The organism is Saccharothrix sp. S26 (assembly GCF_021390395.1).
Taxonomy (GTDB): Bacteria; Actinomycetota; Actinomycetes; order Mycobacteriales; family Pseudonocardiaceae; genus Actinosynnema.
This window is the reverse complement of the sequence record NZ_JAJUWT010000011.1, coordinates 205,395-223,860: the sequence shown is the minus strand read 5'-3', so window position 1 is coordinate 223,860 and position 18,466 is coordinate 205,395. Positions and strand designations below refer to the sequence as shown.

Genomic DNA, 18,466 nt, shown 5'->3' with positions numbered 1-18,466 from the left:
GGCAAAAGATCGACTCGACTCCGCGAGGTTGCCGGTACAACGGCACGGGCGGCGTCCTACGCTGCACTGGTGACTTCCCAGGTGCAACTCGACGCCGGTGTGGTCACTCGTTGCCGGCGGCGGGTGCACCTCGAACACGATCCGACCATGCGCGACGTGCCCACGTTGCCGCCCGACCCGACCGGCCGGCAGCGCAAGGCCGACGCGACCGAGCACCGGCGCGCGGTCGCCACCGCGCTGGGCCGGGTCGTCGGGTCCGACCTGATGGAGATCCCGCAGGACGTGCCGTCGGCCGACCGCGAGCGCGTCACGGCCGCCGCGATGCAGGCGGGCGTGCCCTACATCTGGGGTGCGGCGCTGCCGCGCGACCCGCTGGGCGGGCGGCGCGGCGGCATCGACCTGCTGGTGAAGGAGACCACCGGGTACGTGCCGGTGCTCGTGGTCCGGCACAAGGTCAGCGACCCCGGCCAGGGCGCGCGCACGTCACCGCTGTCGCACCCGCTGCCGGGCGGCGCGCGGGTCGACCCGCTGCGCAAGGTCCGGCCCCAGCCGCGGGACCAGCTCCGGCTGGCCCACGCGCAACGCCAGCTCCAGGCGTCCGGGTTCGCCGCGCGCGGTCGGGCGACCGGCGGCGTGATCGGCATGGACGCCGACGTCGTCGTGTGGCACGACCTCGAAGCGCCCACGTGGCCGGGAGGGCGGAACGCCCTCGCCGAGTACGACACCCGGTTCGCCGACCGGCTGGCCGTGGCGTCCGCCGCCGCCACCGGTGCCGAACCGCTGGCCCGACCGTCCCGGATCGTGGAGTGCCGCAGCTGCCCCTGGTGGCCGGTGTGCGAGACCGACCTCAAGGCCGCGCGCGACGTGAGCCTCGTGGTGCGCGGCGAGGACGCCGTGGCGCTGCGCAAGGTCGGCGTCACCACGGTCGACGAGCTGGCCGCCCTCGACCCGGACGAGCAGGCCGTCCCCCTGGTCGGGATGCTGCACTCGGACGCGGTCGTGCTGGCCCGCGCCTGGCTGCGCGACCTCACCGTGGTCCGCCGCGTGTCCCGCATGGAGGTGCCGCGCGCCGACGTCGAGGTCGACGTGGACATGGAGAGCTTCGGTGACCTCGGCGCGTACATGTGGGGCTGCTGGCTGTCCGGCAAGGACGTCGGCGAGGAGCACGGCTACCGCGCGTTCGCCACGTGGGACCCGCTGCCGTGCGCGGACGAGGCCCGGTCGTTCGCCGAGTTCTGGGGCTGGCTGACCGGCGTGCGGCTGCGGGCCCGGGCGCGCGGCCTGTCGTTCAAGGCCTACTGCTACAACGAGCTCGCGGAGAACCGCTGGCTGCTCGGGTCGGCCGAGCGGTTCAAGGGGCAGCCCGGCATCCCCACGGTGGCGCAGGTGCGGGAGTTCATCACGTCCGACTCGTGGGTCGACCTGTTCGGCATCGTGCAGGAGCAGTTCCTGTGCGCCCACGGCAAGGGCCTGAAGACCATCGCACCGGTCGCGGGCTTCCGCTGGCGCGACCCGGAGGCGGGCGGCGAGAACTCGATGCGCTGGTACCGCGACGCCGTGGGCATGGACGGCAAGCCGGCGGACCCCGCCCAACGCCGCCGGCTGCTCGAGTACAACGAGGACGACGTCCGCGCCACCCACGCCTTGCGGCTGTGGATGACGTCGGACGCCATGGACGACCTGCCGTTCGCGGGCGATCTCTAGCGCGGTGCCATCCGCAGCGCGCCGTCCATGCGGATGACCTCGCCGTTCAGGTAGTCGTGCTCCACGATCGACACGGCCAGCCGCGCGTACTCCTCCGGCTGCGCCAGCCGCTTCGGGAACGGCACGCCCGCCGCCAGGCCCGCCCGGAACTCCTCGGACACGGTCGCCAGCATCGGCGTGTCCACGATCCCCGGCGCGATCGTCATCACCCGCACCCCGACCGACGACAGGTCGCGCGCCGCGGGCAGCGTCATCCCGACCACCGCGGCCTTCGACGCCGCGTACGCCACCTGGCCGATCTGCCCGTCGAACGCCGCGATCGACGCCGTGTTGATCACCACGCCCCGCTGCCCGTGCTCCAGCGGTTCGGTCTTGCCCATCGCCGCCGCCGCCAGCCGCAGCACGTTGAACGTGCCGACCAGGTTGACGTCGATGACCTTGCGGTACAGGTCCAGCGGGTGGGGGCCGGACTTGCCAACTGTCCGCGTCGACGGGCCGATGCCCGCGCAGTTCACCACGACCCGCAGCGGCGAGCCGGAGCCCGCGGCCGTGTCGACGGCGGCCTGCACGTCGGACTCCGAGGTCACGTCCGCCGCCAGGTACGTCACGCCTTCGACGTCAGGGGCATTGTCGGTCGAGAGGTCCAACGCGAACACCGCCGCACCGCGTGCCGCCAGCGCCCGCGCGGTCGCGAGGCCCAGACCGGACGCGCCGCCGGTGACGATCGCCGCGGTACCCGAGATCTCCATGCATCCTCCTGATACTCCGGACCAGGAGGTTAACGGTCGTTCAGCCCCCGGCGCTCGGAGAAGTGGAGCAATGCGACCAACGGCACGGCCGCCAGCACCGCGAGCCCCACGAACAGCAGGGAGAAGAGGACGAGTTCCATGTCCAAGACCTTGCCCTCGTCCAGGCGAAACCGCGTCCGCCGCGAGGGGTGTTTCGCCGTACACCCAGGGGACTACCGACCTCACTCTCCGCATACGCCTGGTGTTTGACCCACGGCCAACTTCGGGTGCCACCGTCAGCACCATGTTCGTCCGGCGGATCGCGGTCGTGGGAACGGGTTACGTGGGCCTGACGACGGGGGCGTGCCTGGCCTCCCTCGGGCATCGGGTCGTGTGCGCCGACGTGGACGCGCTGAAGGTGGCGCGGCTGCGCGCCGGCCAGGTCGACATCCTCGAACCGGGCCTGGCCGACCTGGTCGTGCAGGGCCAGTCGGCGGGTCGGCTGGAGTTCGTGGAAGGCGCGCATCACGCGGTGGCCGACGCCGAGGTGGTGTTCCTGTGCCTGCCGACGCCCATGGGCGCGGGCGGCGCGGCCGACCTCAGCGCGGTCGAGGCGGTGGCCGGGGAGATCCGCGACGTCCTGCCTCGCGGGGCGGTCGTGGTGTGCAAGTCAACCGTGCCCGTCGGCACGTCCACCAGGGTCGCGGCCCTGCTCGGGCGCGAGGACGTCGACGTCGTCTCCAACCCCGAGTTCCTGCGCGAGGGCAGCGCCGTCCGCGACTTCCTGCACCCCGACCGGATCGTGGTCGGCTCCGACTCGCCGCGGGCCGCCGAACGCGTCGGCGCGCTGTTCACCCGGCTCGGCGCGCCCACCGTGCTCATGGACGCGGCCAGCGCCGAGATGGTCAAGTACGCGGCCAACTGCTTCCTGGCGATGAAGCTGTCCTACGTCAACGCGGTCGCCGAGCTGTGCGAGCTCGTCGGCGCGGACGTCACCTCCGTCACCGAGGGCATGGGCTACGACAAGCGCATCGGCCAGTCGTTCCTCAAGCCGGGACCGGGCTGGGGCGGGTCGTGCCTGCCCAAGGACACGCACGCCATGGTGCGCATCGCCGACGCCGTGGGCGTGGAGTTCTCGCTGGTCAAGGCCACCATCGAGACGAACGCGCGCCAGCAGCGGCGGGTGGTGGGGAAGCTGCGCCGGGCCATCGGGTCGCTGGTCGGCGCGCGCATCGGGGTGCTCGGCCTGGCGTTCAAGGCGGGCACCAACGACCTGCGCGACTCGCCCGCCCTGGCGGTGGCCGAGCTGCTCGCGTTCGAGGGCGCGGAGCTGGTCGCGCACGACCCCGAGATCAGCCGGCCGCTGGTGGGCATGACCGTGGTCGACTCACCGTACGAGGCGGTGCGCGGCGCGGACGCGGTCGTGCTGCTGACCGAGTGGCCGCAGTTCCGCGCGCTGGACTGGTCGCTGGTGGCGTCGGAGATGTCGGGTTCGACGGTGCTGGACACCCGCAACCACCTGGACCCGGACGCGTTGGCCCGGGCCGGGCTGGTGCTGCACGGGCTGGGGCGCGAGCTGCGGGTGCCCGACCAGGCGAGGTGAGGTCCGGTCGTGTTCAGTAGATCTTCAGGTCACGAGCTCGTTAGCAGGGGTAACAAAATCGGGTCGGCCGACGTAGGTTGTCGACCGTGTTCACCACCCGTCCTGAACTCGTCGGCACGCACGGCATGGTCGCGTCCACGCACTGGCTCGCGTCCAGCGCGGGCATGGCCGTCCTCGAAGACGGCGGCAACGCCTTCGACGCCGCGGTCGCGGTCGGCTTCGTGCTGCAAGTGGTCGAACCGCACCTCAACGGGCCCGGCGGCGAGGTGCCCGTGGTGTTCGCCGCCGCCGGCGAGACGACGCCGCGCGTGCTGTGCGGCCAGGGCGTCGCGCCGGCCGGTGCGACGATCGCGCACTACCGGGACCTGGGGCTCGACCTCGTGCCGGGCAGCGGGCTGCTGGCCGCCACCGTGCCGGGTGCGTGGGACGGCTGGCTGACCCTGCTGCGCGACTACGGCACCAAGTCGTTGCGCGACGTGCTCGGCTACGCGATCGGGTACGCGCGCGACGGGTTCCCGCTGCTGGAACGGGTGTCGGCCACGATCTCGACGGTGTCCGACCTGTTCCGCGAGCACTGGACGTCGTCGGCCGCGCTGTGGCTGCCCGGCGGGCAAGCGCCCCAGCCGGGCGCGCGGTTCCGCAACCCCAAGCTGGCCGACACCTGGGAGTGGCTGCTGGCCGCCGCCGAGGCCGCCGGGTCGGACCGGGAGGCGCAGCTCGAGGCGGCGCGGCGGGCGTGGTCGCAGGGGTTCGTGGCGGCGCAGGTGGACGAGTTCTCCCGCGTCGCCCACCGCGACGACTCCGGGTCCGACCACGCCGGCGTGCTGACCGGTGAGGACATGGCGTCGTGGGAGGCGTCGTACGAGGACGCCGTGTCGGTGGACTTCGGCTCGTGGAGTGTCGTCAAGCCCGGGGCGTGGACCCAAGGGCCCGTGCTGTTGCAGCAGTTGCTGCTGCTCGAGGGCTTCGCCGACCGGTTGGCCTACGTCGACGGCGTGCCGACGGCCGAGACCGTGCACCTGGCCGTGGAGTGCGCGAAGCTCGCGTTCGCCGACCGCGAGGCCTGGTACGGGGACAGCGGCGAGGTGCCGCTGGACGTGCTCCTGTCGAGGGAGTACGCGCACCAGCGCCGGCAGCTCGTCGGCGACCACGCCTCGCTCGACCTGCGCCCGGGATCACCCGGTCAGGTGGAAGCGCGCCTTCCGGGGCACATTTTGCGCGGCCCGAGCGTCGCGAGTGACCAGGACAGCGGCGGCGCGCTCGGCGAACCCACCGTGTCGCGCGTCGGCACGGTCAAGGGCGACACGGTCCACGTCGACGTGGTCGACCGCTGGGGCAACGTCGTGTCGGCCACCCCGTCCGGCGGCTGGCTCCAGTCCTCGCCGACCATCCCGTCGCTCGGGTTCTGCCTCGGCAGCCGGGCGCAGATGTTCTGGCTGGACGAGGGCCTGCCGAACTCCCTGGCACCCGGCAAGCGCCCCCGGATCACCCTCTCCCCGAGCCTGGCGCTGCGCGACGGCCTGCCCGCCCTGGCGTTCGGCACGCCCGGCGGCGACCAGCAGGACCAGTGGCAGCTCGGGTTCTGGCTCGCGCACACCGTCGGCGGGATGAACCTGCAGCAGGCCATCGACTCGCCGATGTGGCACACCAACGCGTTCCCGAGCTCGTTCTACCCGCGCTCGTGGACGCCCGGCGAGCTCGTCGTCGAGTCCCGGATCGGCGAGCCCGCGCTGGCCGACCTGCGCGACCGGGGCCACGCGGTGGTCGACGCGGGCCCGTGGGCGCTGGGCCGGATGTCGGCCGTGGCCCGGGACTCGCGCGACGGCCTGCTGCGTGCGGCGGCCAACCCGCGCGGCGCCCAGGGCTACGCCGTCGGTCGCTGACCTCAACGACCGATGTCGACCTTCACGTCCAGGGGCGCGTCACCGGTGTCGTCGCCCAGCACCAGCGGGCCGTTGACGACCGGGCCGGTCGGGTTCGCGGTGTCGATGCGGACGACGTCGGCGATGTTGGCGACGTGGCCCAGCTCGCCTTCGAGTTCGGGGCCGGTGTGCGCGCCGAGGTCGGTGGCGGCCTGCGCCGTCCCGCCGAGTCCGAGCACGACGGCCGTGCTGCCGACGGCGATCGCGGCACCGGCGATGGTCTTCCTGAGGTTCATGGGCGGGAAAGTTTCGCACTGAGGGTGCCCGGTTCAAGCTCGCTCATCCCGCCGGGTGGATTACTTCACCCGGCCCGGTGGAGCCCGGTCCAGTGCAGGCCCACCGTGCAGACCCGCGCCCGACCCCGCCACACCGCCACCGAGTAGACGCCCCTCGGCGCACCGACCCGTGCCAGGAAGTCCTCCGCGCACCCCCTCGTGTACCGGTCCTTCCACTCGCTCCCGCGCTCGATGTACCACCCGTGGTCGTCCACCGTTTCGACGTGCTCGCGCACGAGCGAGCCGTTGTCCTGCCGCCGGAAGTACTCGATCCGGTGCAGGTAGGCCGTGTCCGTCATGCAGCGACGGTCGCCGACGGAAGCCCGCGTTGGGATTCTCACCCGCTGTTTCCGCCGCCGTAGCGTTGCGCGGTCGGATGATCACGCAGCGATCGGAGGAGGTGGTGCGGTGAGCAGGAACGAGCCGACTCACCGGATGCGCAGGCTCGGCGAAGTGCTGCGGGAACTGCGCCGGCGAGCAGGACTCTCGCAGCAGGAAGCAGCCGACCGGCTCAACTACGACCACCGCAAGATCAGCCGGATCGAGAAGGGCCAGCGACCCGACTACCACGGCATGCGGGCCATGCTCGACACCTACGGCGTGCCGTTCTCCCAGTGGGAGCCGTACATGGAGATGTACGCGCGGGCGTTGGAGAAGGGCTGGTGGACCAAGTACGACCTCGAGGACCAGGGCTACATCAGCCTGGAGCACGACGCCTCCAAGGTCTGCGACTTCCAGATCGCCTATGTCCCCGGTCTCCTCCAAACCCCCGAGTACCTGCGGGCGGGCTTCGCCAGGGCGCGGGTCCAGCGGTCGAGGAAGTGGGTCGACAACCAGGTCGAGGTCCGCATGCTCCGGCAGAAGCGCCTGACCGCCGCCGAACCGCTCCACTTCCACACCATCATGTTCGAGAGCGCTCTCACCCACGCGACCGAGGCACAGTTGCGGCACATCGCCAAGCGCGCCCACCTCGACAACGTCACCGTTCAGGTGCTCACCCACGCGGCCGGGCCGAACGACGGCCAGATGGGGCCGTTCACCGTCCTCGACTTCCCGGCGAAGGCCGACCGGTCGGTGCTGTACATCGAGCACGCGAGCGGGTCGCTGCACGTGGAAGACCCGTCGAAGGTGAAGGTGGCTAAGCTGACCTTCACCCATCTCTCGAAGCTGGCGTTGACCCCTGCGGAGTCCGTCGAGTGGATCGGGAGGCTGGCCGCTGAGCGATAGGGATCGGGGTGTCACCGTGTGGCGCAAGAGCAGCCGTAGCAACACCGGCGGGAACGGCAACTGCGTTGAGGTCTCGCTGGCGGGCCGTGCGGCGAGGGTGCGTGACTCGAAGAACCCGGCCGGGCCGACCGTCGCGCTGTCGAGCTGGACGGCGTTCGTGGCGGCCGTGAAGAACGGCGCGTACGACCGCTGACGTACGGGCCGCAGCCGCCTGTGAGAGGACGCTGACCTCGGCCTTCGTCCCGTACCGTCATCGGCATGGCGTGGTGGGCGTGGGTCTGGTTCGCGGCGACGTTCGTGCCGCTGATCTGGCGCAAGCGCTTCCCGCTGGCGGTCATCGCGGTGACCGGGGTGTCCACCTGGCTGTACTACGTGACCGGGCACTGGGGTCCGCTGATCGCCGCGCCCGCCATCGCCGTGCTCTCCCTGCGCCGCACCCGCGTCCTCGAACAGCGCGGCCGCCAGGTGGAGGAAGAACGGCTGCGGATCGCGCGCGAGGTGCACGACGTGGTCGCGCACAGCCTCGCCATGATCAACGTGCAGGCCGGGGTCGCCGCGCACGTCGCCGACCGCCGGCCCGACGAGGCCGTGAAGGCCCTCAAGGCGATCAAAGAAGCCAGCGGGCGCGCGTTGGACGACCTCCGGGCCACCCTCGGCGTGCTGCGGTCCGGCGAGGGCACCACCCCGGTGCCCAGCCTCGACCGGCTGGACGAGCTGGTGCGGCCCGTGCCGATCGCCCGGGTCGTCGGCACGCCGGGACCGCTGCCCGCCGCCGTCGACGCGGCCGCGTACCGGGTGGTGCAGGAGGCGCTGACCAACGCGCTGCGGTACGCGCCGGACGCGTCGGAGATCGTGATCTCGTTCGAGCGGACCGAGGACGCCTTGGTCCTCACCGTCACCGACGACGGCGGGTCGAACCCCGGCCAACCACCGCAGGGCGCGGGCTCCGGCATCCGCGGCATGCGGGAACGGGTCGAGGCGCTCGGCGGCACGCTGGACGCCGGTCCGTCGACCCGTGGCTTCACCGTCCACGCGGTCCTACCGTGGGAGGTTCGTGGTGATCAGGGTGGTGCTGGCCGACGACCAGGCGCTGGTGCGCGCGGGTTTCCGCCTGCTGCTCGACACCGAGGACGGGTTCGAGGTCGTCGGCGAGGCCGGTGACGGCGCGGAGGCGGTGCGGCAGGCGCACGAGCACCGGCCGGACGTCGTCGTGATGGACATCCGGATGCCCGGGACCGACGGCCTGGCCGCCACCCGGCAGGTCTGCGCCGAGCTGCCGGACGTGAGGGTGCTGGTGCTGACCACGTTCAACGTGGACGAGTACGTGTTCGAGGCGCTGCGCGCGGGCGCGTCCGGGTTCCTGCTCAAGGACACCGACCCGGTCGAGCTGCTGCACGCCCTCAAGGTCGTGGCGCAGGGTGACGCGCTCCTCGCACCGAGTGTCACCCGGAAGTTGATCGAGGAGTTCGCGAACCGACCGGAGCACCGCCGTCCGGACCCCAAGGCGCTGCGCGAGCTGACCGTTCGCGAGCGGGAGATCCTCGCCCTCGTGGCCGCCGGGATGTCCAACGACGAGATCGCCGAGCACCTCGTGATCAGCCCGGCGACATCGCGCACCCACGTCAGCCGCGTGATGACCAAACTGGGCGCGCGGGACCGCGCACAACTCGTCGTGCTCGCCTACGAATCAGGTTTGGTGTCCCCGCGCCGAGGGTGAATATTCATTGTTGGGCGCGCACGGGGTGCACTGAGTCGGACCCCGAAAGTTCTGCGTAAAACGACAAAAAATCACGGACAGTGACCGAAACGCCAGTACCCGCCGCATTGTGTGTGCGGCGGGTGACGTTAGCGGAAGATGGCTAGGCGATAGCGCCCGGCGGCAGCTTCAGCTTGAACGGCAGCGTGGTCACGACCGCGAGGTCGGACGCCGTCTTCTTCATCAGCGTCGGCGCGTTGCGCGAGCCGGGCTCGGGCAGGTCGAGCAGCCGGTCCACGGCCTCGACCAGCGGTCCCTCGTAAATCCAGACGGCCTGGGCGGCCCGCTGGCTGTCCCGGACCGCCGGCAGCCTGCCCGCGCGGGCCTCGGTCTCCGACCAGAACAGGATCGAGTCGATGAACCCTCTGCGCTGCTTGAACGCCATGATGCGGTCGAGCTGTCCGTCCTCGTCCCGGAGGTGGAGGAACTGGAACCCGCTTTCGCGCAGCTCGATAACCTTGCTCAGTGCGAGATCCATGACGCACCTACCTCTGTTCTGAGGTCCCCTAGCAGGCACAGGTCGTTCGACCCGGAAATGATCGTACGGCAAGTGGACAAGCCGCCATAGGGACTAGACCGGCGGGGCGGTCTCAATACGGGGTTGCCCACCTTCGGATTTCGACGCGGATCGCAGGACTCGAACGGTGCGCACTAAAAACGCCAGCGCTCCCGTGGTGACCAGCATCACAGTGGGCCACATGCGTTCCTCCGCCGCGTCGGCCGTCAGGTCACCCGAAGAGACGTCTGTCATGGCCGCTGGGTTGCACGCGCACCGGCTCGTCAATCCCCACCTTGCGGTGAACACGGTCAGGTGATCGACCTGCCGGCGGGGCGGGTCGTCACCGCAACGGTCGCGCGGCCAGCGCCTTGGTGATCCCGTCCACCACCGCCGGGTCCAGCAGCACGCAGTTGCCGGACTGCAGCGTGCGCTCGACGATCTCCACCGCCACGACCTCGTGGTCGGCGAGCATCTCCCCGGCCTCCCGCCCGGCGTCCTCGTTGACCTTGCCGTAGTGGAGCACGGTGAGGTTCTGGAAGGTGCCACCGAGGTAGCGCAGCGCCCGGATGGTGAACGAGTCACCGAGCAGCCCCACCCGCTTGTCGACGGTGCCCGGCACGGCCGGCGACGCCAGCGGCAGCGGCTTGACGAAACCGAACGGGACGTCGCGCGCGGTGCCCGTGCTGCCGTCGGGCTTGACCTCGTAGAGGTTGCCCTCGATGACCCCGGTGCGGCCCATCAGCGGGGGGATGTCGGCCGACGTGGCCCACGGCTTGGTGGGTTCGGTCACCCACGTCCGGCTGATCCCGGGCCGCACGGCCTCGGCCAGGTTGCGGGTCATCACGAGCGCGCCCTCGTCGTTCCAGTGGCCGTCGAGCGGCGGGTAGACCGGCGTGCCGAGGTCGGCCCCGCGCCGCCGCAGCTCCTCGCGCAGGTCGACCGCGCCCGCGTCGTGGCCGATGCGGCGCCAGAACTTGTCCGTCGCCTCCAGCGCGCAGTCACGGCCGTAGAACTCGTCGGGCAGGTGCTCGGGCACCACCGTCGACTTGTCCGGCGCGATGATCAGCACGAACTGGCGGCCGGACGCCTCGACGCCCTCCCGCAGGGCGCGCAGCGCGGCGATCGTCGCGTCGAGGTCCTGCTTGGGCCGGCAGCGGCTCAGCACGTCGTCGCCGAGGTACAGCCAACCGTCCTTGCCCTCGATCACCTGGGGCATCGCGGGCAGCTCGGGCTGCGCGCGTTGCTGGTCGGGGATCGGCCCGCCGCCCTGGCGGTGGTCGGCGGGCGGCAGCGGTTCGCCGAACACGCCGCGGCTCACCCCGTCGGCCACCCGCACGGCCTGGTCGCGGAACGGCAGGTGGTCGCTCGCCCAGCCGGACAGGCCGGTGAAGAACCCCCACCCGTCGGCGGGCGACGGGAACTCCGCGAGCTTGCGGTTCTCGAACTCGGCCGGCTGCGCGCCCAGGCCCAGCGACAGCAACGGCAGCACGAAGAACACCGCGGCGCACAGCCGTGCCGCGATCTGGCGCTCGCCGTGCCGCGGCCGGTACAGCGCGTGCTCCTGGGGCAACCACGACTCGTGCACCGGGAGCACGCCGGTCTTGGGACGCGTGGTCGACATGTCCGGCAGATTAGCCGTGCGCGTGGCCGGGCATCGGTGTTATCGCAACCGGAGCTGGTACTCGCCCACCTCGACCGCGTACAGGTAGCTGACCCAGTCGGCGCCCGCGCGGTTGTCGGGGATGGCGTTCAGCACGCGGCAGCCCAGCTGGTCGAACAACGCCACGACGAGGTCCTTGTGGACACCGTGCATCTGCATCGAGCCCGCCTTGGCCGGCGCCTCGGCGGCCTCTTCCGGCTCGCCCGCCGCATCCGCCGCACCCACCTCGGAGACGGGCCGCGCGGGCGCGACGGGCGCGGCCGCGCGCACGGTGACCGGGACGCGGACCGTCGGGCTGCCGAGGTTCGCCCACCAGGCCACGGACTCCTGGACCAGGTCGAGCTCCAGCTCGTACTCGCCCGGCGTCGCGGGCGCGGCGATGCGCAGCTGCGTCGGCGACGCCTGACCCGGCTCGACCGGGCCGGCGACCGCCGTCCGGCCGTCGTCCCACAGCACCGGCTCGCCGTCGCGGTACCAGTGGTTGCCCAGGTTCAGCAGCCGACCGACCGGCCAGGCGGAGTCACCGTCGTTGCGCACCGAGACCTCGACGTACGCCGACTCGTTCGGCTCCAACGACCGCGGCGCGTCCAGCACCGCGATCGACGCCCGGCACGCCGAGGTGGGCAGCGGCTCCGGCCGCGGCATGTGGCTGGGCAGCTGGAACAGCAGCCGACCGCCGGGCTTGGTGATCCGGATCATCTCCAGCAGGTACCGGATGGTCAGGCTCGGCGGGATGTGCTGGAGCGTGATGACGGTCACGACGAGGTCGACCGAGTCGTCGGGGAACGGCAGCGTGCTGGCGTCGTTGTGGACGAACCGCACCCGGTCGGGGAACGGGTTGTTGGCCCGCGCCTCGTCGAGCATCGAGGCGGCGACGTCGACGCCGACGACGTTGTCGAAGTGCTCGGCGAGCGCGAAGGTGATCCGCCCCACGCCGCAGCCGAAGTCGACCGCCACGGTGTCGGCGGGCCACTCGTCGTGGCCGAGCACTTCGAGCAGCCCGGCGACCTCCGTGCGCCCGCTCTGGAAGAACTCGGTCCTCGCCTCACCGCCCCGGAACTCGTTCTCGGTGAGCACCGCCCAGTAGGGGTCGGTAGCGCCGAGGTGCTCCCAGACGTCGCGGACGCCGTTGAGTTCAGTGCTCACCTGGAACCTCCGTGTTGGGCGCCACGATGATCTCACCGGCACTGCGGTCGGCGATCGCGGGTTGCTCTCGGCGGGACAGCTGCGCCACGGCTTGCTCCACGCGGGCCACCTGCGCCGCCAGGTGGGCGATGCGTCGGTTGCTGTCGGCCTGCACCGCGTCGAGCCGGGAGCCGTGCGCGGACAGCCGGTCGGTGAGCTGGTCGATGGCGCTGGAAGCGCCGTTGACGATCTCGGCCATGATCTTGCGCTGGTGCACGTCGTAGTGGTCGATCGCGCGCAGGACCGCCCGCCGCAACGCCGGCGCAAGCGGCAACCGGGACGGCGCGGTCGTGTCCGCGCGCCACCGCAGCGCCTCGCGGGCGCGCCGCAGCGAGCCCGGTTCCGCGGACGCCGCCGGGGCGGCGGGCGACGCGGTCGTGGCGGGGCCGTTGCGCTTCTGCCAGGTCCGGTACGCCTCGGCCAACTGCGTGCGCATCCAGTCCGACGCGGCCTTCGCCGACCGCGTCCGCAGGATGTGCTCGCGCGCCGCGGCACCGCGCCGTTCGGCCTCGGCCGGGTTGTCCGCCACCTCGCGCATCGCCTTGGCCGCCGCGTCCAGGTCCGGGTCGGCCCACTTCGCGTCCGCCTGGTACGGGTACCAACCGGGGCCCACCTCCACCATCTCGTACGGGATGGGCCAGCCGACCGAGCTGTCGAAGAACTCCTTGGTGCTGGAGTAGTCGGTGGCGATGACCGGCATGCCGCGCACCATCGCCTCGGCCACGGTGAGGCCGAAGCCCTCGCTGCGGTGCAGCGAGACGTAGCAGTCGCTGTCCGCGTAGAGGGCGTTGAGATCCTCCAGGCTGAGGTAGCGCTCCATCAGCTCGATGCGCGGGTCGTCGGCGATCAGCACCCTCAACCGCTCCGCCGTCCGGGCGTGCAGTTGGCTGTTGGTGGTCTTGATCACCAGGCGGACGTCGTCGCGGTCCGGGAACGCCTTGCGGAACGCCTCCACCAGGCCCCACGGGTTCTTCCGCTGACCGATGCTGTTGAAGTCGAACGCGAAGAAGAACTGGATCGGCTTGCCGGGACGGCGGCCGGTGCGCCGGGGCGGGCCGGGATCCTTGACGGGGACCGGGATGACCTTGATCGGCACCTGGGAGTGCTGCTGGAAGGCCTCGCGGCAGAACTCGCTGACCGTCCAGATCTCGTCCACGTACGCGAAGCCCTCGCGGTGCCACTTCGGCACCTCTTCGAGCTCCCACGCCCACAGGCCGATGCGGTGCCGCTGGTGCCCCACCTCGGGGTAGCTGGCCAGCAGCAGCTCGGTCTGGTCGGAGTTCACCGCCATCACGCTGACCGGGAACCGCGGCCGACCCGCCGTGTCCGGCCGGTCCAGGCCCGTGCCGCACGACAGCGAGTGCTCCTCGACCACCGAGACCAGCGGCACACCGGCGGCCTTGATGGCGTCGTGCACGATCCGGCCCATCTCGCCCAGGCCCAGCTCCGCGGTCAGGTAACCGGCCAGGTTGACGCCGAACTCGTCGACCGGCGGCTCGACCGGGGACGGGTCCGTCGGCGTCGCCCACTCCGGGACCATGCCCTCGGACACGCCGAACGTCTGGCACCACGCGCGGTAGTCCGCGGCGTTGGCGCCACACGGCCACGGGAACGCGGCCTGGAGGTCGGGCCGGTGCGCCCACACCAGCATGGTCAACCGGTTCAACCCGGCCGCGCGCTCGGGGGGCGAGCTCGGCGTGCTCAGCCAGTCCCGGAACCCCGCACCGCCGTCGGCGCCGAACGGGTGCGGCGGCACCTCCGTGACCGCCCGGCGGAACAGCAGCTCCTCGGCGTCCTGCCGCTCGGCCTCGATCCACGCGTTGCGGAACATCCGCCGGATCGGCATGGTCAGCGGCGTGCCGTCGGCCATCGAGTCGAACCGGTAGGGCGGCGCGTCCTCATCGTCCGGCGCGACATAGCCCGCCGCCAGCACCTCGTCGGCATACTCGGCGCACAGGCGCCTGAGCTCCTCGTGCTCGGACAGCAGCACCCTCGGCCGGTGCTGGCAGTGCTCGCTGAGCAGCCAGGGCACGTCCGCCCGGAAACCGGCGAAGTGGAAGAACCTCAGCGGCTCGCCCGCGACGGTCGGCGTGCCGTCCGGGCCCGGCTCCAGCGGGCGCTCGTGCAGGTTCCAATAGCCCACGTTGCAGCCCGGGTCGCGCAGGACCGTGTGCCGGAACAGCGCCGGCACCTGGTCGACCCAGCGCTGGTCGGCGTACATGTGCGCTTCCGGCGCGATCACGGAGTCCTGCCGCACCCGCTCGGACCAGAAGTCGAGGAACTTCTTGGCCGCCTGGCTCACCGCGATGAAACCGAGGTCGTACAGGCCCGCCGCCATGATGCCGATCTCGTTCGGCTCCTTGCCGTCACGCGGCAGCGGCTCGGTGAACCTCGACGTCAGCACGATGTCGTGGCGCAGGGCGAGGTCGGTCACATCGGGCAGCGGCGCGTACACCCGGATCTCCGGGCTCAGGTACAGCACCGCGTCCGCGTCACCGAGCAGTTGCTTGAGCAGCACCGGCTTCACCGCGCCGACGAGCTCGGGCCGGACGTACGCGGTCGCCATCCGCAGGTAGTCGGTCCGGTCGAGGTCGAGCCACGACGGTCCGACCACCCGCGCGCCGGGGATCTCGTCGAGACCGGGCTCCTCGTCGATCACCAGCACCACGAACTCGTGGTCGGGGTGGTGGCGGAGGTAGCTCGTGGCGAGCACGGCGGCCTGCGGCACGGCCGCGCGGGCGATCGCCGTGCAGGCGACCGTGCGGCGGGTCTCACTCATTGGGTGCGAGCACCTCGAGCTGCTCGGCCAGCACGTCGTCGTAGACCGACGCGACCTTCACCAGGTCGTCACCGTTGACCTGGATGCGGATGATGGTCGACTTGGCCGAGTAGTGGCCGCGGATCGTGGCGGGCGTCTGGCCGTTCTTCTCGACCTGGCCCGACTGCACGCCCTTCGGCGACTTCGGGTACTCCTGCATGCCGTAGGTGAGCTGCTGCTGGTGCAGGCTGTCACGCCCGGTGTCCGCCGCGGCGGGCGACGTCGCCTCGGCGGTGAAGATCAGCACGTGGACGCCTTCCGACGTCCGGGACGCGGCGAGGCGCGCCTTGCCGGCACCGGCCGTCGTGTAGTGCGCGATCTCCTCGGCGGTGAGGAAGTTGCTCTTCATCGCGTCGGCGAAGGTGGTGATGTTGCTGTGGTCCTCGACCGTGCCGGGCATCTCGATGATCGACAGGGAGTCCTTCGGCTTGGTCGTGGTGGTCGTGGTCTCCGAGGTCGGCGCCGCGACGGTCCCACCGCCCTGCTGGTTCGGGTCCGAGCCGTCCTTGGTGAAGAACCAGATGCCGCCGCCGATCAGCGCGAGCACGACGACCGCGCCCACGATCGCCAGCACCCGCTTGCCGCCACCCGACTTCTCCTCGAACACCTCCGGCCCCTGGGCCAGCCAGCCGGGGTTGGGGTCCATGACCGGACCGAACCCGTCGCCGCCGCCCCACGGGGGCGTGGTCGTGGGCGGGCCGGACTGCCAGCCCGGGACCTGGGGCGGCAGCTGGTTCCCCGGCGGTGGGGTGTGCGGCGGCGGGGTGTGCGGCGGCGGGGTGACCGGGCGCACGTACTGCGTGCGATCGGCGTCCGGGTTGACCGGTGGCTTGCCGGTGTTGACTACCTGGGTCGCGTCCGCGCTCGGAGGTGCGGGGTTCGCCGCCGGCGCGGCATCCCAGCGGAACGGGGCCGCGAACGGCCCGCTGTTCGGCTGGGCCGGTGTGCCGGGGCCTGACGCAGCCGAGAGGAGCTCGTCGCGACGTCGGCGGTAGTCGTCAGCACTGATGCGACCTTCCGCCAGGTTGCGGTCCAGCTCTGCCAGGTCCTCTTGCCAGGACATTCCGTTCCTCCAGGGGTTGCCGCGCGAGCGCCATTGTTGCCTATGCCCATCGGGGCGGTGTGGGCATCCGTCACTTGTGATGCGGTCGTTGCCGGCAGTCCGGGCACCTAGGATCTGAGAGCGCTCTCCCGCACGGTGTGGTGCGGGTGTCCCGTGAACCGCCGCCGGCAGGAGCACGCACCATGCCCCACGGTCCGCTCGACCACCGCTATCGCGGCGAGCACCCCGTCCGCACCCTCCTCTACCTCTTCCGACCCGACCGCGGGAAGCTCGCGCTCGGGGCGGGGGCGTTCTTCGTCAAGCACAGCCCGACGTGGCTGACGCCGGTCATCACCGCGCACGTGATCGACGTCGTCGTGCGGCGCGAGCCCGTCGCCGGCATCTGGCTCGGCGCGGCGTTGTTGCTGGTCATGCTGGTGCTGAACTACCCGTTCGCGGTGCTGTACACGCGCTGGTGGTACGGCAGCGCGCGGCGGATGGGGATGCGGACGCGGTCGGCGTTGAGCGGGCGGATGCAGCAGTTGTCCATCGGCTACCACGCGCGGGTCAGCGCGGGTGTGTTGCAGACCAAGGTCATCCGGGACGTCGAGAGCATCGAGACCTCCACCCAGCAGGTCGGTGACCAGGGGCTCTCGGCCCTGGCGACGTTGAGCGGCGCGCTGGTCGTGATCGGGTTGAGCACGCCCGCGTTCCTGCCCGTGTTCCTGCTCGTGGTGCCCGCGGCGGCGGTGCTGGTGATGTGGTTGCGCGGCCGGCTGCGCGCGTACAACGAGTCGTTCCGGCAGGAGGTCGAGCAACTGTCGTCCCGCGTCGGCGAGATGACCACGCTGATCCCGATCACCCGCGCGCACGGCCTGGAGCGCACCGCCCTCAACCGCATGGACGGCACGCTGCGCCAGGTCTTCGCCGCCGGGATGAAGCTGGACGGCCTCAACGTCCGCTTCGGCGCGCTCGGCTGGATCCTGCTCAACGCCCTGGGCGTCGGCTGCCTCGCGGGCTCCGCGCTGGCCGCCTACCACGGCTGGCTCTCCGTCACGCCCGGTGACGTGGTCATGCTCAGCGCCTACTTCGCCTCCCTGACCGGCGCGGTGACCACGCTGATGAGCCTGACCCCGTTGATCAGCAAGGGCTTGGAGTCCGTGCGGTCGCTCGGCGAGGTGCTGCAAGCGCCGGACCTGGAGCACAACGCGGGCAAGGCGCAGGTCGACGTCGTGCACGGCGGCGTGCGGTTCGAGGGCGTCGGGTTCACCTACCCCGAGTCGGGGCGCAAGTCGGTCGACGGCTTCGACCTCGACGTGCGGCCGGGGGAGACGATCGCGCTGGTCGGCGCGTCCGGCGCGGGCAAGTCGACGGTGGTGAACCTCGTCATCGGGTTCCTGCGGCCGACCGAGGGCCGCATCCTGCTCGACGGCGTCGACATGGAGGAGCTGGACCTGCGCAGCTACCGGCGGTTCGTGTCGGTCGTGCCGCAGGAGTCGATCCTGTTCGAGGGCACGATCCGGGACAACGTCGCCTACGGGATGGACGACGTGCCCGAGGACGTGGTGCGGCAGGCGCTGGCCGACGCCAACGCGCTGGAGTTCATCGACCGGCTGCCGACCGGGCTGGACACCGTGGTCGGCGAGCGCGGCGCGCGGCTGTCGGGCGGGCAGAAGCAGCGGCTGGCGATCGCGCGGGCGCTGATCCGCGACCCGCGCGTGCTGGTCCTGGACGAGGCGACCTCCGCGCTGGACACCCGGTCGGAGGCGCTGGTTCAGCAGGCGCTGGCCCGCCTGGTGCGGGGTCGCACGGTGTTCGTGGTGGCGCACCGGCTGTCCACGATCCGCAACGCCGACCGGATCGTGGTGATGGAGGAGGGGCGGATCGCGGAGGTCGGCTCCCACGACGACCTGCTGCGGTCCGGCGGCCTGTACGCGCGGGCGCAGACCGCATAGCCGGGGTACTGCGCCCGGGTCACGGGTTCGGCAGGCCGAAGGGCGCGGTACCCGGCCGCGGTGGCGCGGTCGGCCCGGCGCGGTCAGCCCTT

At 71.7% G+C, this 18,466-nt stretch carries 16 protein-coding genes; 8 read left to right on the top strand and 8 right to left on the bottom strand.

The window, feature by feature from the left end; translation table 11 throughout:
- The first annotated feature begins 69 nt into the window (after nt 1-69).
- Nucleotides 70-1,704 carry a TM0106 family RecB-like putative nuclease gene (locus LZG04_RS19755; RefSeq protein WP_233819092.1) on the top strand — a complete coding sequence of 545 codons (1,635 nt, stop codon included), beginning with the start codon at nt 70-72 and terminating at the stop codon, nt 1,702-1,704.
- On the opposite strand, the gene LZG04_RS19750 is transcribed toward LZG04_RS19755, so the two are convergent.
- Nucleotides 1,701-2,453: an SDR family NAD(P)-dependent oxidoreductase gene (locus LZG04_RS19750; protein WP_233819090.1), complete on the bottom strand. Its 753-nt coding sequence runs from the start codon at nt 2,451-2,453 to the stop codon at nt 1,701-1,703. The genes LZG04_RS19755 and LZG04_RS19750 overlap by 4 nt on opposite strands.
- A 283-nt stretch (nt 2,454-2,736) precedes the next feature.
- Here LZG04_RS19750 and LZG04_RS19745 point away from each other — a divergent pair, with 283 nt between their 5' ends.
- Both LZG04_RS19745 and LZG04_RS19740 read left to right on the top strand, forming a co-directional pair.
- On the top strand, nt 2,737-4,035 hold the full coding sequence (locus LZG04_RS19745; protein WP_233819088.1) for a UDP-glucose/GDP-mannose dehydrogenase family protein: 1,299 nt from the start codon (nt 2,737-2,739) through the stop codon (nt 4,033-4,035).
- Nucleotides 4,036-4,121: 86 nt separating this feature from the next.
- Nucleotides 4,122-5,918, top strand: coding sequence for a gamma-glutamyltransferase family protein (locus LZG04_RS19740; protein WP_233819086.1), 1,797 nt, complete (start codon nt 4,122-4,124; stop codon nt 5,916-5,918).
- Nucleotides 5,919-5,920: 2 nt separating this feature from the next.
- On the opposite strand, the gene LZG04_RS19735 is transcribed toward LZG04_RS19740, so the two are convergent.
- Together LZG04_RS19735 and LZG04_RS19730 are read right to left on the bottom strand one after the other, a co-directional pair.
- Nucleotides 5,921-6,193, bottom strand: a complete 273-nt coding sequence (locus LZG04_RS19735; protein ID WP_233819084.1) for a hypothetical protein — start codon at nt 6,191-6,193, stop codon at nt 5,921-5,923.
- Between the two features lie 65 nt (nt 6,194-6,258).
- Nucleotides 6,259-6,531 (bottom strand): hypothetical protein, encoded by a 273-nt coding sequence (locus LZG04_RS19730; RefSeq protein ID WP_233819082.1) that lies wholly within the window; start codon nt 6,529-6,531, stop codon nt 6,259-6,261.
- A gap of 109 nt (nt 6,532-6,640) precedes the next feature.
- Here LZG04_RS19730 and LZG04_RS19725 point away from each other — a divergent pair, with 109 nt between their 5' ends.
- The 4 genes from LZG04_RS19725 (at nt 6,641) to LZG04_RS19710 (ending at nt 9,176) form a co-directional block, all read left to right on the top strand.
- Nucleotides 6,641-7,459 (top strand): helix-turn-helix transcriptional regulator, encoded by an 819-nt coding sequence (locus LZG04_RS19725; RefSeq protein ID WP_233819080.1) that lies wholly within the window; start codon nt 6,641-6,643, stop codon nt 7,457-7,459.
- Nucleotides 7,460-7,475: 16 nt separating this feature from the next.
- The gene (locus tag LZG04_RS19720) at nt 7,476-7,652 is read left to right on the top strand and encodes a DUF397 domain-containing protein (RefSeq protein WP_233819078.1); all 177 of its coding nucleotides are present in this window, start codon (nt 7,476-7,478) and stop codon (nt 7,650-7,652) included.
- 65 nt (nt 7,653-7,717) lie between these two features.
- The gene (locus LZG04_RS19715) at nt 7,718-8,620 is read left to right on the top strand and encodes a sensor histidine kinase (RefSeq protein ID WP_233819076.1); all 903 of its coding nucleotides are present in this window, start codon (nt 7,718-7,720) and stop codon (nt 8,618-8,620) included.
- On the top strand, nt 8,517-9,176 hold the full coding sequence (locus LZG04_RS19710; RefSeq protein ID WP_233819253.1) for a response regulator transcription factor: 660 nt from the start codon (nt 8,517-8,519) through the stop codon (nt 9,174-9,176). Before LZG04_RS19715 ends, LZG04_RS19710 begins: the two co-directional genes overlap by 104 nt.
- Nucleotides 9,177-9,318: 142 nt before the next feature.
- Here LZG04_RS19710 and LZG04_RS19705 read toward each other — a convergent pair whose 3' ends face one another.
- The 5 genes from LZG04_RS19705 to LZG04_RS19685 all read right to left on the bottom strand — a co-directional run bounded on the left by LZG04_RS19705 (nt 9,319) and on the right by LZG04_RS19685 (nt 16,440).
- The gene (locus tag LZG04_RS19705) at nt 9,319-9,693 is read right to left on the bottom strand and encodes a hypothetical protein (RefSeq protein ID WP_141979792.1); all 375 of its coding nucleotides are present in this window, start codon (nt 9,691-9,693) and stop codon (nt 9,319-9,321) included.
- Nucleotides 9,694-10,054: 361 nt separating this feature from the next.
- A complete protein-coding gene (locus tag LZG04_RS19700) occupies nt 10,055-11,335 on the bottom strand; it encodes a hypothetical protein (protein ID WP_233819074.1) in 1,281 nt (426 codons plus the stop codon).
- A gap of 39 nt (nt 11,336-11,374) precedes the next feature.
- Entirely contained in the window at nt 11,375-12,520 is a 1,146-nt protein-coding gene (locus LZG04_RS19695; protein WP_233819072.1) for a class I SAM-dependent methyltransferase, read from the bottom strand.
- Nucleotides 12,510-15,338, bottom strand: coding sequence for a glycosyltransferase family 4 protein (locus LZG04_RS19690; RefSeq protein WP_233819070.1), 2,829 nt, complete (start codon nt 15,336-15,338; stop codon nt 12,510-12,512). The genes LZG04_RS19695 and LZG04_RS19690 overlap by 11 nt, the downstream gene beginning before the upstream one ends.
- On the bottom strand, nt 15,331-16,440 hold the full coding sequence (locus tag LZG04_RS19685; protein WP_233819068.1) for a hypothetical protein: 1,110 nt from the start codon (nt 16,438-16,440) through the stop codon (nt 15,331-15,333). Before LZG04_RS19685 ends, LZG04_RS19690 begins: the two co-directional genes overlap by 8 nt.
- Nucleotides 16,441-16,622: 182 nt before the next feature.
- Here LZG04_RS19685 and LZG04_RS19680 point away from each other — a divergent pair, with 182 nt between their 5' ends.
- Nucleotides 16,623-18,374 carry an ABC transporter ATP-binding protein gene (locus LZG04_RS19680; RefSeq protein ID WP_233819066.1) on the top strand — a complete coding sequence of 584 codons (1,752 nt, stop codon included), beginning with the start codon at nt 16,623-16,625 and terminating at the stop codon, nt 18,372-18,374.
- Nucleotides 18,375-18,466 lie beyond the last annotated feature (92 nt).